Here is a 16,201-nt window from a genome sequence, read left to right as displayed (position 1 = left end):
CCTTAAGTGAGCGCTGTTGGCATCCGCTCGCCTACTGTCAGAATTAACAGTTCTGACAAACGGCCCCCTCACAACCCCTCCAACTCCGCCATCAAATCACTCAACCGCTCCACCTTCTGCGCACTGATCTCATTCCCCGCCAGCCCTTCGATATATCCAGCCAACTCCGCCACTGTGCTGCACTCGAACATCGCCCTTAGCGGTACATCCCGCTGCAAGGTTTTCTGCACCCGCGAGGCAATCTGCGTCGCCAGCAACGAATGCCCGCCCAGTTCGAAGAAGTTGTCCTGCACCCCGACCCGTTCGACTTTCAGCACCTCGGCCCAGATCGCGGCCAAGGTGGTTTCCAGTTCGTTGCGTGGCGCCAGGTAGTCCTGGCTGTGCAACTGGCCGATCTCCAGGGCCGGCAGGGCGTTGCGGTCAAGTTTGCCGTTGGCGTTGTGCGGCAGGCGGTCGAGCCACAGCCAGTGCAGCGGCACCATGTATTCCGGCAACTCGGCGCGCAGGCGTTGCTTGATGCGGTCGAGGCGTTCGCTTGGGTTGAGCGCTTCGTCTGCGGCAACGAGGTAGCCAACCAGATGCTTGCCGTTGACGCTCTCCTGCACGCCGACCGCCGCGTCGCGCACTTGCGGTTGCTCGTGCAGGCGCGCTTCGATTTCGCCCAGTTCGATACGGTAGCCGCGAATCTTCACTTGGTGGTCGATACGCCCGACGTATTCCAGCACGCCATCGCTGCGACGCCGCGCCAGGTCGCCGGTGCGGTAGAGGCGTTCGCCCGGTGCGCCGAAGGGGTTGGGCACAAAAACCGTGGCGGTGCGCAGCGGGTCGCCGACGTAACCGCGACCGACGCCCGTACCGGCGACGCACAACTCGCCCACAGCGCCTTGGGCCACCAACTCCAGTGCACCGTCCAACAGGTACAAACGGTTGTTGTCGGTGGGCGTACCAATCGGCAGGTAAGTGCCACGGGTAGACGCCAGGTCGACACGGTAGAACGCCACATCGTCCGAGCATTCCGCTGGGCCGTAGGCGTTCACCAAACCAATCTGCGGGTAACGCAGCAGCCATTGGTGCGCCAGCTCCGGCGGCATGGCTTCCCCGGTGGGTAGCATCCAGCGCAGGCCGTCCAGGCTGATAAGGTCCTGGGCCAGCATGCCCTGGATCAGGGACGGCACGCTTTCCAGCACGGTGATGCCTTGGGCCTGCACATGGGCGAGCAAGCCTTGGGGATCATGGGCAATCGTATTCGGCACGATATCCACCCGTGCGCCGAACAGCGGTGCAGCGAGGAATTGCCACACGGAAATATCGAAGCTCTGCGACGCAGTTTGCGCAATCACATCGGCATCGCTCAAGGCCAGGTACGGCACCTTGCTCAACTGGTTATTGAGCATGCCGCGCTGTTCGACCATCACGCCTTTGGGCAGGCCGGTCGAGCCCGAGGTGTAGATCACGTAGGCGAGGTTGTCCGGGGCGCTGTAGACACCTGGGTTTTCGCCACGCGCAGGGATTTCCTCCCACACCAGCAACTGGCAGTCGAAGCCTTCGAGCAACTCGATGGCCTGCTCGCGACTGGCCTCGGTGCACACCAGCAACGGTGTGCGGCTCAGGTCAAGAATGCGGCTCAGCCGCTGGCGCGGCAGGCCGGGGTCCAGCGGCAGGTAGCCGGCCCCCGCCTTGAAGCTGCCGATGATCATGCCGAGCAAATCAAGGTTACGCTCGGCCAGCAACGCCACCGGTTGATCAGCGCCCACGCCCGCCGCAATCAGCGCGTGGCCCAGGCAGTTACTGCGCCGGTTCAACTCGTCGTAGGTCCATTGCTGACCAAGGCAACTGGCGGCGACGCGCTGCGGATGCGCGGCCACCTGCGTTTCGAACAGCTCGACGTAGCTGCGCTCCAGCGGGTAGTCGTGTTCGCTCTGGTTGCAGCCCTCCACCAGGAACTCGCGCTCCTGCTCGCCAATCAGCGGCAGTTCAGCCATGTCGCCATGGAAGCCCTGCACCAGCGCCAGCAGCAGGCGCTTGAACTCGCCAAGCATGCCTTGCACGGTGGTTTCGTCGAAGTAACGCTGGTCATAGGACAGATGCAAACCGAGGTCGTCGCCCGGATAACACACGGCCGTCAGCGGGAAGTTGGTGTGGGTACGGCCGGAATCCGAGGTGGCATTCAGGCCTTGCGCGCGGTCCAGCACCGAGACGTCCACCGGGGCGTTTTCGAACACGAACAGGCTGTCGAACAGCGGCTGGCCCTTGGGCAATTCGCTGTGTTCCTGGATCGTCACCAGCGGCAGGTATTCGTACTCGCGCAGCTGCATATTGCTGTCGAGCAGGCCGCTCAACCACTGGCGCACGCTGCAACGCTGGTCATCCTCGGGCAGTTTCACCCGCAGCGCGATGCTGTTGATGAACAGGCCAACGGTGCGTTGCATCTCTGGCATTTCCACCGGGCGGCCGGCCACAGTAACGCCAAACAGCACGTCACGATCCCCGCTCAAACGGCGCAGTACCAGGGCCCAGGCAGCCTGGGCGAAGGTATTGACGGTCAGTTGATGCGCCTGCGCCAGTTCGCGCAGTTGCGCACCGTCGCGGGCGTCGAGGCGAGTGTAGCAGTCGCCCACCACCATGGCGCCGCTGCGGCCCGCGTGCTCACGCAGGAACGGCCGGTCGCTCGGGATCGGCGTGGTGCGTTCGAAGCCTTGCAGGTTCTGCTGCCACCACTGGCGTGCCTCATTCAGGTTCTGGCGTTGCAGCCAGGCGATGTAGTCGCGGTAGCGCGGTGGCGTGGCCAGTTGCGCGTCGCGGCCTTCGCCGAGGGCCATGTAGATCTCGAAGAAGTCATTCATCAGCAACGAACGGCACCAGGCATCGATGAGGATGTGGTGGTTGCTCATCATGAACCAGTAACGCGCTTCGCCGACGCGGATCAGGCGCAGGTGGAACGGCGGCTGGTTGAGCAGATCGAAACCGGCTTCGCGCTCATGCTTGAGCAAGGCTTGCAGGCGCGGCTCCTGTTCGCTTTCCGGATCGCTGCTCCAGTCCAGGTACTCGACCGGCGTACTGCCCGGTTTGTGGATCACTTGCAGCATGTCTTCGCCAACGTTCCAGCAGAATGAGGCGCGCAAGGCTTCGTGGCGGGCGATCACCGCTTGCCAGGCCTGGGCAAAACGCTCCGGGTCCAACGCGCTGTTGATGCGGTAGCGGTCTTGCATGTAGTAAAGGCCGGTGCCCGGCTCCAGCAGGGTGTGCAGCAGCAGGCCCTCCTGCATCGGGGTCAGCGGGTAAACGTCTTCGATGGCACTGGCCGGTACCGGCAAGCTGTCGAGTTGTGACTGGGTCAGGTGCGCCAGCGGGAAGTCGGACGGCGTGAGGCCGCCGGCGGTGTCCTCAAGGCAATGCGCGACCAGGCTGTGCAGTTCGGCCAGATACGCATCGGCCAATTCGCGAATGGTGTGCTGATCAAAGCGCTCACGGCTGAAAGTCCAGCGCAGCACCAGTTCGCCGCCGTACACCTGGCTGTCGACGCTCAACTCGTTGGGCAACGGCGCATCCGGATCATGGGCCAGGCCCGCGGACTCATCCAGCGGGTGGAACAGTGCATCAGCGCCAAAGCTCTGGTCGAACTGGCCGAGGTAGTTGAACGTGATCGACGCGCTCGGCAGTGCGGCCATGATCTGCTTGCACAGGTCATCCGCCAGGTAACGCAGCACGCCATAACCCAAGCCTTTATGCGGCACGGCACGCAGTTGTTCCTTGATCGCCTTGATGGAATCGCCCTGCCCGGCTTGCGGGGTGAGGCGCAATGGATAGGCACTGGTGAACCAGCCGACACTGCGGGTCAGGTCGACCTCATCGAACAGGGTTTCGCGGCCGTGGCCTTCCAGCTGGATCAGCGCCGAAGCGTGACCACTCCAGCGGCACAACACTCGCGCCAACGCGGTCAGCAGCAAGTCGTTGACCTGGGTGCGGTAGGTGCTCGGGGCCTGTTGCAGCAGTTGTCGGGTGTGTTCGGCATCCAGGCGCACGCTGACGGTGTCGGCGTCGCGGTTGCGCAGCAAACCTTGCGGGCGTGCCACCGGCAGTGCGGCCTGCGGGCCGGCCAGTTGGTGCTGCCAGACGCTCAGCTCTTCGCGCAGGGATTCGCTGCCGGCGTAGGCCTGCAAACGCGCGGCCCAGTCACGTAGCGCACTGGTCTTGGCTGGCAGGCTGACGGATTGGCCGTCGCTCAGTTGGCGGTAAACGCTTTGCAAGTCTTCGAGCAATACACGCCATGACACGCCGTCCACCACCAAGTGATGGATAGCGATCAACAGGCGCTGCTGGCCCTCGGGACCCTCCACGAGCAAGGCGCGCAGCAACGGGCCGTGTGCCAGGTCGAGGCTGCGCTGGGTGTCGCTGAACAGCGCAATGCACGCGTCCATGTCGCGCACTTGCGCCTGCATCAACACACCACCCTGCGGTACGGCGAGGTGTTCGGCGTGCCATTGCGCGTCGCGTCGGGTGAAGCTCAGGCGCAGGGCGTCGTGGTGTTCCAGTACCGCCAGCAGCGCTTGCTCAAGGCGGTGCGGGTCAAGCAGTTGCAGCGGTTTGAGCAGCAGCGCCTGGTTCCAGTGCTGACGCTGCGGGATCTCGGTGTCGAAGAACCAGTGCTGGATCGGCGTCAGGCCCGAGCTGCCCGTCAGCACGCCTTGCTCAGCGCTGATGTGCTCAGCGCGCGTGGCGACAGCGGCCAGGGTTTGCACGGTCTGGTGCTGGAACACGTCGCGCGGGCTGAAGTGAATGCCCGCTTGCCGCGCACGGCTGACCACCTGGATCGACAGGATCGAGTCGCCGCCCAGTTCAAAGAAGTTATCGTCCAGACCGACTTGCTGCACATTCAGCACTGCGCACCAGATCGCCGCCAATGTGCTTTGCAGCTCATTGCGGGGCGCCACGTACTGTTGGCGATTGGCCTCAGGGTCGGGTTGCGGCAAGGCACGGCGGTCGAGTTTGCCGTTGGCGGTCAGCGGCATACTGTCCAGCACGATCAAGTGCGCGGGCACCATGTAGTCCGGCAGCTGCGCCTTGAGGTGGGCCTTGAGCGCGTCGCGCAACGCGCCGTGGTCTGCGTCGCTGACCAGGTACGCCACCAACTGTTTGCCGCTTGGCGAATCCAGCGCGAGCACCACCGCTTCGCGCACGCCGTCGTGCTCCAGCAGGCGGGTTTCGATCTCGCCCAGTTCAATACGGAAACCGCGAATCTTCACCTGATGGTCGATACGCCCCAGGTACTCCACCAGGCCATCAGCGCGCTGGCGCACCAGGTCGCCGGTGCGGTATAGCCGCCCACCGTGCGTAGCAAACGGATCCGCAACGAAGCGCTCCGCCGTCATGCCCGGGCGCTGGTGATACCCCTGGGCCAAACCGGCGCCGCCGACGTACAGCTCGCCGGTCGCACCTTGCGGCACCAACGCCAGATCGGCGTCGAGAATATAGGCCACGCGGTCACCGATGATGCTGCCGATTGGCACGCTTGCAGCGCCCTCCTCCAACTGTTCGGGCGCGAGGCTCGCCAGCGGCATCACTACGGTTTCGGTCGGGCCGTAGGCGTTGAAGAACATCTCGGGCTGGAACGCTGCGCGGATGCGCTGCAAATGCTCACCCGTCAGCGCTTCGCCGCCAGTGATGCACATGCGCACCGGCAAGGTCTGCTGCTGGGTCGCCAGCCACTGCGCCAGCTGGCTGCCGTAGCTCGGCGTGAAGCCCAGGACAGTGATGCGATGGGTGCGGATCAGCGCGCAGATTTCTTGCGCGTCCCACTGGCCCTGGGCACGCAATACCACCTGGGCCCCGCTGAGCAGCGGCACCAGCAAACGCTCGGTGGCGGCGTCGAAGTTGATCGAATAGAAGTGCAGTTCACAGTCGTCGGCGCGCATGCCGAAACGCGCGATCACCGCCGTGCAATGCATGGCGATTTCACCGTGGCACACCACCACGCCCTTGGGCTTGCCGGTGGAGCCGGAGGTGTAGATAAGGTACGCCTGGTGTTGCGGCAGGCTGATAAACGGCAACGCGTCGGACGGGTAGTTGGCAAGCAGCGGCGCGTCATCTTCCAGGCACCAGCGCGCCACGGTTGCAGGCAACTCGCCGAGGGCTTCAAACATCGCCGCATCGCTGAGCAGCAGGCCGATGCCGCTGTCTTCGATCATGTAGTGCAAGCGGTCCAGCGGGTATTCCGGGTCCAACGGCACGTAGGCGCCTCCGGCCTTGAGGATCGCCAGCAGGGCGATGACCATTTCCAGGGAACGCGGCAGCGCCAGGCCGACGCGCACCTGCGGGCCGACGCCACGCTCGCGCAGCATCCAGGCCAGGCGGTTAGCGCGGGCATCGAGCTCACGATAGCTGAGGCTAACGCCGGCAAAGGTCAGCGCCGGTGCATCGCCACGGGCTGCCGCTTGCTGGCTGAACAGTTGATGAATGCACTGATCAAGGCGGTGCTCGCCTGCTTCGGCGCCCAGGCTGTCCTGCAACGCGTGCTGTTCGGCGGCCGTCAGTAACGGCAACTCGCTGAGGCGCCGCTGCGGATTGGCGATCAAGGCTTCCAGCAGGTTGCGCCAATGTCCGGCCATACGCGCAATACGCGGTTCGTCGAACAGGTCGGTGCTGTAGGTCAGGCAGCAACCCAGGCGATGGTCGAGGTCGGTGACTTCCAGATTGAGGTCGAACTTGGTCGCGCGGGCATCGTTGGCCAGGTACTCGACAGTCATGCCGGCCAGTTGGCGGCTTTGCTGGAACTCCCAGCGCTGCACGTTGCACATCACCTGGAACAGCGGGTTGTACGCCGCACTGCGCGGTGGTTGCAGGGCTTCCACCAGGTGGTCGAACGGCAGGTCTTGATGGGACTGGCCTTCGATCACCGTATGGCGCACGTGCTCAAACAGTTCAGCGACGTTCACCTGCCCATTGAGCTGGCAACGCAGCACCTGGGTGTTGAGGAACGCGCCGATCAGCCCTTCGCTTTCCGGGCGAATACGGTTGGCGACGGGGGCGCCGATGCGCAGGTCGGTCTGGCCGCTGTAGCGGTAGAGCAACACGGCCAGGGTGGCGGTCATGGTCATGAACAGGGTCAGGCCGCGCTCGGCATTGAAGGCACGCACGCGGGCGGCCAGGTCATCGCTGAGGTCGAAGCGATACAGTTCACCCTGGTGGCTTTGCACCGGTGGGCGTGGGCGGTCGCCGGGCAGTTCCAGCAGCGGATGTTCAGTGCCCAGTTGCGCGGTCCAGTAGTCGAGTTGGCGCTGACGCTCGCCGGACTCCAGCCACTGACGCTGCCACACGCTGTAATCCAGGTATTGAACCGGCAACGGCGCCAGCGGCGATTCGCGCTCGTCGATAAAGGCTTCGTACAACGCGCTGAGTTCACGGGCAAAGATGTCCATGGCCCAGCCTTCGGTGACGATGTGGTGCAGGGTCAGCACCAGGTAGTGTTCCTGCTCGCCAGCCTTGACCAGGCAGGCACGCAGCAACGGCCCGGTTTCCAGGTTGAACGGCGTGTGCGCTTCATGATCAGCCAACTGCTGCAGACGCTGCTGGCGCTCGGTTTCGTTCAGGCCTGAGAAATCCCGCCAATCCATGCGCAAGCCGGTCTGCGGCGAGACCTTTTGATAGGCCACGCCGTCGACGCTCGGGAAGGTGGTGCGCAAAGTTTCGTGACGCATGATCAAGGCCTGCAACGCCGCTTCGAAACGCCCCACATCGAGCACGCCACGCAAGCGCGCCATGCCGCCGACGTTGTAGGCCGGGCTGTCTGGCTCCATCTGCCACAGGAACCACATGCGCTGCTGGGAATAGGACAACGGCACCGGTTGGCTGCGGTCGACCTTAGCAATAGCCGTCTGCTGGTTGCGTAGGCCCGACGCCTGGATCAGCCCGACCTGCTCGGCAAACGCGCCCAGCTCGCTGGCTTCAAACAAGGTGCGCAACGGCAACTCGACGTCACACGCCTGGCGGGTGCGCGAGATGATTTGCGTGGCCAGCAACGAGTGGCCGCCGAGGGCGAAGAAGTCATCGCCCAGGCCGATTTTCGGCCGTCCGAGGACTTCGCGCCAGATAGCTGCGATCTGCTGCTGCAAGGGGGTTTCGGGTTCAATGTGCTCACGGGTTTGCCACACCGGCTCCGGCAACGCGCGACGGTCCAGCTTGCCGCTGGGGCTCAGGGGCATGGCGTCGAGGCGCATCAACAGCGCGGGCACCATGTACTCCGGCAGCTCGGCGGCCAGGGCGGTTTTCACCTGCTGTTCGTCCAGCGCGACATGGGCGGTGTAGTAGCCGATCAACTGCGTGTCACGCACCAGCACCACGGCTTGGGCGATGCCGTTCAGGGCCAGCATGCGCGCTTCGATTTCTTCCGGCTCCACGCGGAAACCGCGCAGCTTGACCTGCTGGTCGAGACGGCCCAGGTACTCAAGCACACCCTCGGCGCTCCAACGGACGCGGTCGCCGGTGCGATAAAGGCGCGCCCCCGAGTGGTCGGCGACAAAACGCTCAGCCGTCAACCCGGCGCGCCCCAGGTAACCCCGGGCCAGGCCGATACCGCCGATGCACAGTTCACCCGGCACACCCAGCGGCACGGGGTTGAGCTGATCGTCCAGCACGCGGCAAATCACATTGCCCAGCGGGCGGCCAATCGGCGAGCGCTCGCCGTCCTCCGCGCGGCAGTGCCAGTGGGTCACGTTGATCGCGGTTTCGGTGGGGCCATAACGGTTGTGCAATTGCACCGCCGGTAGCTGCGCCAGGACGCGGTTGCGCAGCTCGGCGGGCAAGGCTTCGCCACCGGAGAACAGGCGACGCAGGCTGGTGCATTCGGCGGCCAGCGGTTCGTCGATAAACAGCTGCAGCAGCGGCGGCACAAAGTGCAACGTGGTCACGCCGTGTTCCCGCACCAACTGCGCGATACGGTGCGGGTCGCGATGCTCGCCAGGGCCGGCCAGCACCAGGCGGCAACCGGTGATCAGCGGCCAGAAGCATTCCCACACCGACACGTCAAAACTGATCGGTGCCTTTTGCATCAGCACATCGGTGTCATTCAGTTGATAGGTGGCCTGCATCCACTGCAAGCGTTCGGCCAGGGCCGCATGGGTATTGCCCACGCCTTTGGGCTGGCCGGTGGAGCCAGAGGTGTAGATCACGTAGGCGAGGTTATCGCCGTGCAGGTGCAGGCCAGGCGGCTGGGTCGGCCAGCTGTCGAGGTGCAGGCTGTCCATTGCAATCACGCAGACGCCGCAGGCAACTGGCACGTGGTCCAGCAACGTGGTCTGGGTCAGCAGCAGATGCACGCCGCTGTCCTCCAGCATGTAGGCCAGGCGCTCGGCGGGGTAATCCGGGTCCAGCGGCACATAGGCGCCGCCGGCCTTGATGATCGCCAGCAGGCCGATCAGCAGTTGCGGCGAACGCTCGGCGGCGATCGCCACGCACACGTCCGGGCCGACACCCTTGTCACGCAGGTAGTGAGCCAGGCGATTGGCCTGAGTGTGCAATTGGGCGAAGGTCAGGCTGCTGCCCTGCCAGACCAGCGCGGTGCTGTCCGAGGTGTGTCTGTTGAGCAGCTCCGGCAGCCATTGCTGGGCGGGCGCGCACGGCGTTTCACTCCACGGTTGCTGCTCGTCTTCCGGCATCAGCTTGAGGTCGCCGATGGCTTGCTGCGGCTGGTCACACGCGGCTTGCAACAGGTTGATGAAGTGCTCGGCCAGGCGCTGGATGGTCGCGCTGTCAAACACTTCGTCGGCGTAGTCGAACGACAGGCTCAGGCGCCCGTTACGGTCTTCTTCGCTGTGCAGTTGCAGGTCGAACTTGGCTTCGCGGCTGTGCCATGGCAGCTCGTCGGCGAGCATGCCCGGCAGACGGCGCAAGGCGCTGAGGTCGCGTTGCTGGTGGTTGAACATGACCTGGAACAGACCCTGCCCGCGCGCTTGCGGGAAGGCTTCCAGCAGTTGTTCGAACGGCAGGTCCTGATGGGCCTGGGCGCTCAACGCAGCTTGGCGAGTCGCGGCCAACAGTTCGTTGAACGGCAAACAAGCGTCCAGCTCGGCACGCATGACCTGCGTGTTGATGAAAAAGCCGACCAGGCCTTGGGTTTCCTGGCGCGGACGGTTGGCGTTGGGCACGCCGATGCGGATGTCACGCTGACCGCTGTAGCGGTAGAGCAGGCTCTGGAATGCTGCCAGTAACACCATGAACGGGGTGGATTGGTTGGCCTGGGCGGTCTGGCGAATCGCCTCGCTGAGGTGCACGCTAGTTCGTACGGTATGACGCGAAGCGCTGTTCCGGTGTTGCGCCGAGCGCGGGTGGTCGGTAGCCAGGCTCAAGGTTGGATGTTCTTCACCGAGTTGCGCTTTCCAATACGCCAATTGGCGCTGACCTTCGCCTTCGGCCAGCCACTGGCGCTGCCAGCGGCCGTAGTCGGCGTATTGCAGGGCCAGCGGCGGCAGCTCAAGGGTTTCGCCCTGGGTTGCGGCGGCGTACAGGCGTGAAAATTCGTCGATGAGGATATTCAGCGACCAGCCATCCGCGATGATGTGGTGCAGCGTCACCAGCAACTGGTGATCTGCATCGTCCAGGCGTACCAGGGTCACCCACAGCAGCGGGCCTTTTTCCAGGTCGAACTGGGTGCGCGCTTCGTCTTCGCGAATCCGTTGCGCGCGGGTGTCGCGCTCGGCCACGGGCAGGTCGCTGAGGTCGATGACTTGCAACTCGAAATCCGCTTTGGCATCGATGCGCTGGAAGGCCTGGCCGTCGCGTTCGTAGAAGCGGGTGCGCAGGGTTTCGTGGCGCTGGACCAGTTGTTGGAAGCTCAAGCGCACGGCGTCTTCATCCAGCTCGCCGCGCAGGCGCAGAGCGCCGGGGATGGTGTAGGCGCTGCTGTGCGGGTCCAGTTGCCAAGTGATCCACAGGCGGTTTTGCGCAAGGGATTGGGGCAGGTCTTCCTGGCGTGACAGGGGTTGGATGGCGCCTTGGGCGACGCCGCCATCCTGTTGCAACTGCGCAACGTTGGCGGCAAAGCCTTCCAGGGTTGTCGCTTCGAACAGCATGCGCAGGTTCAGCTCCAGGCCCAGTGTTTCACGCAGGCGCGCGACCACCTGGGTGGCGGTGATGGAGTTGCCGCCGAGCAGGAAGAAATGGTCATCGGCCGCGACCGTCGCGACGTGCAGTTGTTCGCACCAGATCGCGGCGATCTGGTTTTGCAGTTCGGAGTCCAACGCTGCCTCGCTGACCTGCACGTGCAGATCAGGAAACTGCGCATAGCTGTCGAGGCTGCCATCGACATACCGCAGCGCACACGCCGCACGTTGCACCTTGCCGCTGGAGGTCTTCGGCAAGGCACCCGGGTTGAGCAGCACCACCACGCTCGGCGCCTCCTGATACGCCTCGGCGACGGCTTGGCGGATCGCCTTGATCAGCGCGTCGGACGGCAGGATTTTCTGCACGCTGCGGCTGATTTCGGCGGCAATGCCGATGCCTTCCAGGCCTTGGTCATTCACTGCAAATGCCGCGACCCGGCCTTTGCGTACGACTTCCACTTCGCGCTCGATGGTCTGTTCGATGTCCTGCGGGTACAGGTTATGGCCGCGCACGATCAGCAAGTCTTTCAGGCGGCCGGTGATGTACACCTCGCCTTCGCGGATAAAACCCAGGTCGCCGGTACGCAACCAGGTACGGCCGGCGTGTTGCACGAAGGCAGTGGCGGTGGCCACGGGGTTGCGCCAGTAGCCGTGGGCGATGCTCGGGCCGGTGGCCCAGAGCTCACCGACGTTATTCTCGGCCAGTTCGGTAAGGGTGTGCGGGTCGGCGATCAGCACCGCGTGTTCGGGTTGGCTGGTGCCGCAACTCATGATCGCACTGCCCTGCCCCGGCTCGGCACGGTTGGCAGCCAATGCCTGCTCGTCGACGCGCAGCGCCGGGATGCCATGGCCGCGAATGCCACCCGCGACAAACAGGGTCGCTTCGGCCAGGCCGTAGGACGCGAAGAAATTATTCGGGGTAAAACCGCAGGCCGCGAACTTCTCGGCGAAACGTTCCAGGGTGTCGAGGCGGATCGGTTCGGAGCCGGAATAGGCCACGCGCCACTGGCGCAAGTCCAGGCGTTCCAATGCCGACTCGCTGACCCGCTCGCTGCACAGGCGGTAGGCGAAATCCGGGCCGCCGCTGATAGTGCCGCCGTATTCACTGATCGCTTCCAGCCAGCGCAATGGCCGACCGAGGAAGTACGCCGGCGACATCAACACGCAGGGCACGCCGCTGAAGATCGGTTGCAGGAGGCCGCCGATCAGGCCCATGTCGTGGTACAGCGGCAGCCAGCTGACGATCACGTCATCCGGGTTGAGGTCGATGCCAAAGCCGCGACGGATCAGCACTTCGTTGGCCACCAGGTTGCCATGGCTGACTTGCACGCCCTTGGGCAATGCGGTGGAGCCGGAGGTGTATTGCAGGAACGCGATGTCGTCGGGGTGCAGGTCGGGGGCGATCCAAGTGCCGGCACTCTGCAAGGTATCGACGCTCAATACCATTGGCGCGTTTTCGATCTGTGCCAGGCCATCGGCGAGGCTGGCGATGGTCAGCAGCAGGCGCGGCTCGGCATCGCTGATGATCGAGAGCAGGCGTTCCTGATGGTGGCGACGGGTCGACTCCGGCGGGTAAGCCGGCACCGCAATGACGCCGGCGTACAGGCAACCAAAGAACGCCGCGACGTAATCCGGGCCGCTGGGGAACAACAGCACCGCACGGTCGCCCAGGTCCGCATTGGCTTGCAAGGCTGCGGCGATGGTGCGGGCGCGCAGGTCCAGGTCGCGGTAACTGAGCACAACGCTGTGCTCGGCCGACTCAGCGAGGAAGCGCAGAGCGACCTGGTCCGGCGTCTGCACGGCGCGACGTTGAAGGGACTGGACCAGCGTTAGGGGAAGTTCGAAGGCGTCCATCATGGGGTTCCTGCCTGAAATCGGCTTGCGGGAAATTCGGGAATGGGGGGGGGGGCTTTTAGCCGGTGGCCAGTTGCCGCGCCGCGCCATTGCGCCAGCGGGCCAGGTGTTCGTCGGCGTAGCGCCGCACGCAGCGCAGCACGGCGCTTTCATGTTGGATGAGGAAGAAGTGGTGGCCGTCGAACATGTCCAGGGAAAAGCCACTGGCGGCGTCGAGTTGCCAGTCGAGCAACTGGTCGGCGCGCACGCTGTCCTGTTTGCCGCCAAACACATGAATCGGCATGCCCAGCGGCGCCCGCTCGCCATAGGTAAAACTGCCGCACAAGAGAAAATCGGCGCGCAGGATTGGCAGCATCAACTGCATCAACTCGGGGTTGGCCAGGGCTTCTTCGGCGGTGCCTTGCAGCTCGCGCAGGCGGGCGATCAGTTGTTCGTCGGTCTTTTCGATGGCGTATTCGCTGACGTCGCGGCGTGCCGGCCCGGCTGTACCGGAGGCGAACAGCGCCAACGGCGCAGGCACATCGCGTGCATTCAGCGCGTGGGCCAGTTCGAAGGCGAGCAGGCCGCCGAGGCTGTGGCCGAACAAGGCATAAGGGCCATTCAAGTCGCGGCTGATTTCATCCGCAAGCTGTGCGGCCAAGGCTTTGATATCGCGCTGCAAAGGTTCATCCATGCGCATGCCACGCCCGGGTAACTCCAGCGGGCACACGTGCAACCAGTCCGGCAGGGCCCGGCGCCAGCGCGCGTAAACCATGGCGCTGGCGCCCGAATGAGGCAGGCAGAACAGGCGCAGTCGAGCCGGCGTACTCATCAGGCGACGACTCCAAACTGAAACACGCTGTGCACACGATGCAAACCCATCTCGTCCTCCTGCGGGTGTTGATCCCTGGTCGTTTTACTAACGGACCTGTCACCCAGAAGAACGGACGGCGCCGGCAAATAATTAGTCGTCGGGTACAAGCGAGACGCGGTTCACACCTAACAAGAACGCATAAGATTAGTTCGCCTTCTCATTTGACAATCATTATCATTCATCATAATTTGTTGCCCGATGTGTAGGAGGCCTCAGCAAGGACGCCCTCCCCTAACCTCTTTTGCGACAAGGTGATTTCCATGACGGAACAAGTATCCACAGGCAGGTGCAACTCACCGCTTCTCCAGGCGTTCGTCGATAATCGACTGATTCTGGTGAAGATTGCGGCACGTATTACCGGGTGCCGCTCCCGGGCCGAAGACGTAGTGCAGGATGCCTACTTCCGCCTGCAGTCGGCGCCGACGATCACCTCATCGTTCAAGGCCCAGCTCAGCTATCTGTTCCAGATCGTGCGCAACCTGGCGATAGATCACTACCGCAAGCAGGCCCTGGAGCTCAAATACTCAGGCACCGAAGAGGAAGGCTTGAATGTGGTCATTCACGGCGCTTCAACGGAAACCTCGCACATCAATTTCAACACCCTGGAAAACATCGCCGACGCCCTGACGGAGTTGCCGCAGCGCACCCGCTACGCGTTCGAGATGTACCGCCTGCATGGCGTGCCGCAAAAGGATATCGCCAAGGAACTCGGCGTATCGCCGACCTTGGTGAATTTCATGATTCGGGATGCGCTGGTGCATTGCCGCAAGGTGTCGGGCAACCACAGCGATACGTTTGCGCGGCGGGCCTGACAGCGCCGCTGTAAACAATGTGGGAGCTGGCAAGCCAGCTCCCACAGTTTTGATCTGCGTTGCGCCTGTCAGGGTATCGGCATGACATCAATCCGATACGGCTCGAAAATCTTCAACATCTCGCCATTTTCGCGCAAGCGCTTGAGCAACGCGGAAAACGCTTCCCCCGTGATCGGCGCTTTGGGGCGCAGCAACGCGTAGTGGTGATAGACCTGGTCGATACGCTCTGACACCAGGAACTGCCCGGCCATGTCCGCATTGCGCACCATGAAATCACTCAGGTACGAACGGGTCACCAAGGCGATGTCGGCCCGCCCGCGCGCGACCATCAACAGGTTGCTGTCATGGGAGTAGGTCAACGTGGCGTTGAAGTGCTCTGCCATGTACTTGGGATCGGGGTTGAAGTTTGCGAAGGCGTAGTGGTAACCGCTGAAGACCGCCAAATGCTTGCCGTTCAGGTCAGCGAAATAGGCCTGATCGCGACCGGGCTCACGTTGGGCGACGAAAATTTCCGCGTCTTCCAGGCCCATGTCGACTGTTGTGTGGGTGATCTCCTGCCAGCCCCAGTCGGGGTTTTCGAAGATGGCCATATCAATCCGACCCTGCTCGAAATCGCGAAAACGTCGCGGAATTGAGGTGGGCACCAGCACAAATTGATAGTCGGTCTGCGAGGCGTTCAAGGCCTCGACCAGTTGCGGCAGCAAACCGGTGTCAGCGCCCTGCTCCGGACGCACGGTGTACGGCGGGAAATGCGCCGCGCCAATCCTTACCAATTGGGCAGCCGAAGCCGGCATACACCACGCGGTGCCCACTGCCCAAAAAGTTAGTCCTGCAGCCAGCCGCCATGGCGAAAACATCAAGGCACACACCGTTCAACACTCTGATGGCGATAAGCTAGGCGTTTTTGTCTGGCGAGACAACTTTTCACCGGCAAATTAATGCCTTGCACCTTAATCGGCTTTCAAAACCATCAGCATGGCTTCTTCGGCCAATTGCTCGAGCGTCATGCTGCCCTCGGCGCGGAACCAAGTGGTGGTCCAGGACAAAGCGCCGGTCAGAAAGCGCCGGGTGATAAACACATCGCCACGGATATAGCCGGCGTCCTTGGCCTCGCCCAGTACTTGCAGCCACAGCGCCTCGTACACATCGCGCAGGGCCAACACCTCAGCCTGGCCTTCAGCCGACAGCGAGCGCCATTCATATACCAGCACCGCCATCGCCTCGCCGCTGCCGCCCATGATCGACTGCAATTCGCAGCGGATCAGCGCCAACACACGTTCGCGTACGTCGGTAGCTTCCTCAAGAGAAGCGCGCATCATCGCGGTGTTGTAGTGGATGGTTTCTTCCATCACTGCGCGCAGGATCTCGTCCTTGCTCTTGAAGTGATGAAAGATGCTGCCGGACTGGATGCCCACTGCGCTGGCCAGGTCGCGCACGGTGGTGCGCTCGAAACCCTTGTTGCGAAACAGGTGGGCCGCCGTTTGCAGCAGCTTGCCACGAGCGCTTTCGGGGTCGGTCAATTGGCCGCCGTCGATCATGGTGCGCATCACCCGCAGGGCTTTATGCTCATCCATGCCTCTCTCCTCTAC

At 63.5% G+C, this 16,201-nt stretch carries 5 protein-coding genes; 1 reads left to right on the top strand and 4 read right to left on the bottom strand.

What is annotated here, in order from left to right:
* Nucleotides 1–68: 68 nt before the first annotated feature.
* Complete coding sequence (locus AACY36_RS09885; RefSeq protein WP_339497017.1) at nucleotides 69–12,950, bottom strand: non-ribosomal peptide synthetase; 12,882 nt, start codon at nucleotides 12,948–12,950, stop codon at nucleotides 69–71.
* A 55-nt stretch (nucleotides 12,951–13,005) separates the two neighbouring features.
* Nucleotides 13,006–13,758, bottom strand: coding sequence for a thioesterase II family protein (locus tag AACY36_RS09880; protein ID WP_339455456.1), 753 nt, complete (start codon nucleotides 13,756–13,758; stop codon nucleotides 13,006–13,008).
* 302 nt (nucleotides 13,759–14,060) lie between these two features.
* Between AACY36_RS09880 and AACY36_RS09875 the strand changes: the two genes are divergently transcribed.
* A complete protein-coding gene (locus tag AACY36_RS09875; protein ID WP_339416562.1) occupies nucleotides 14,061–14,612 on the top strand; it encodes an RNA polymerase factor sigma-70 in 552 nt (183 codons plus the stop codon).
* A gap of 68 nt (nucleotides 14,613–14,680) precedes the next feature.
* Here AACY36_RS09875 and AACY36_RS09870 read toward each other — a convergent pair whose 3' ends face one another.
* The gene (locus AACY36_RS09870; RefSeq protein WP_339427414.1) at nucleotides 14,681–15,469 is read right to left on the bottom strand and encodes a substrate-binding periplasmic protein; all 789 of its coding nucleotides are present in this window, start codon (nucleotides 15,467–15,469) and stop codon (nucleotides 14,681–14,683) included.
* Nucleotides 15,470–15,562: 93 nt separating this feature from the next.
* Nucleotides 15,563–16,186, bottom strand: a complete 624-nt coding sequence (locus AACY36_RS09865; RefSeq protein ID WP_339416566.1) for a TetR/AcrR family transcriptional regulator — start codon at nucleotides 16,184–16,186, stop codon at nucleotides 15,563–15,565.
* Nucleotides 16,187–16,201 lie beyond the last annotated feature (15 nt).

It is taken from the genome of Pseudomonas sp. EA_15y_Pfl1_P101, assembly GCF_963970835.1.
In the GTDB taxonomy this organism is placed as follows: domain Bacteria; phylum Pseudomonadota; class Gammaproteobacteria; order Pseudomonadales; family Pseudomonadaceae; genus Aquipseudomonas; species Aquipseudomonas tritici.
The sequence above is the reverse complement of the archived record's forward strand: the minus strand, read 5'-3'. Positions and strand labels throughout refer to the sequence as shown.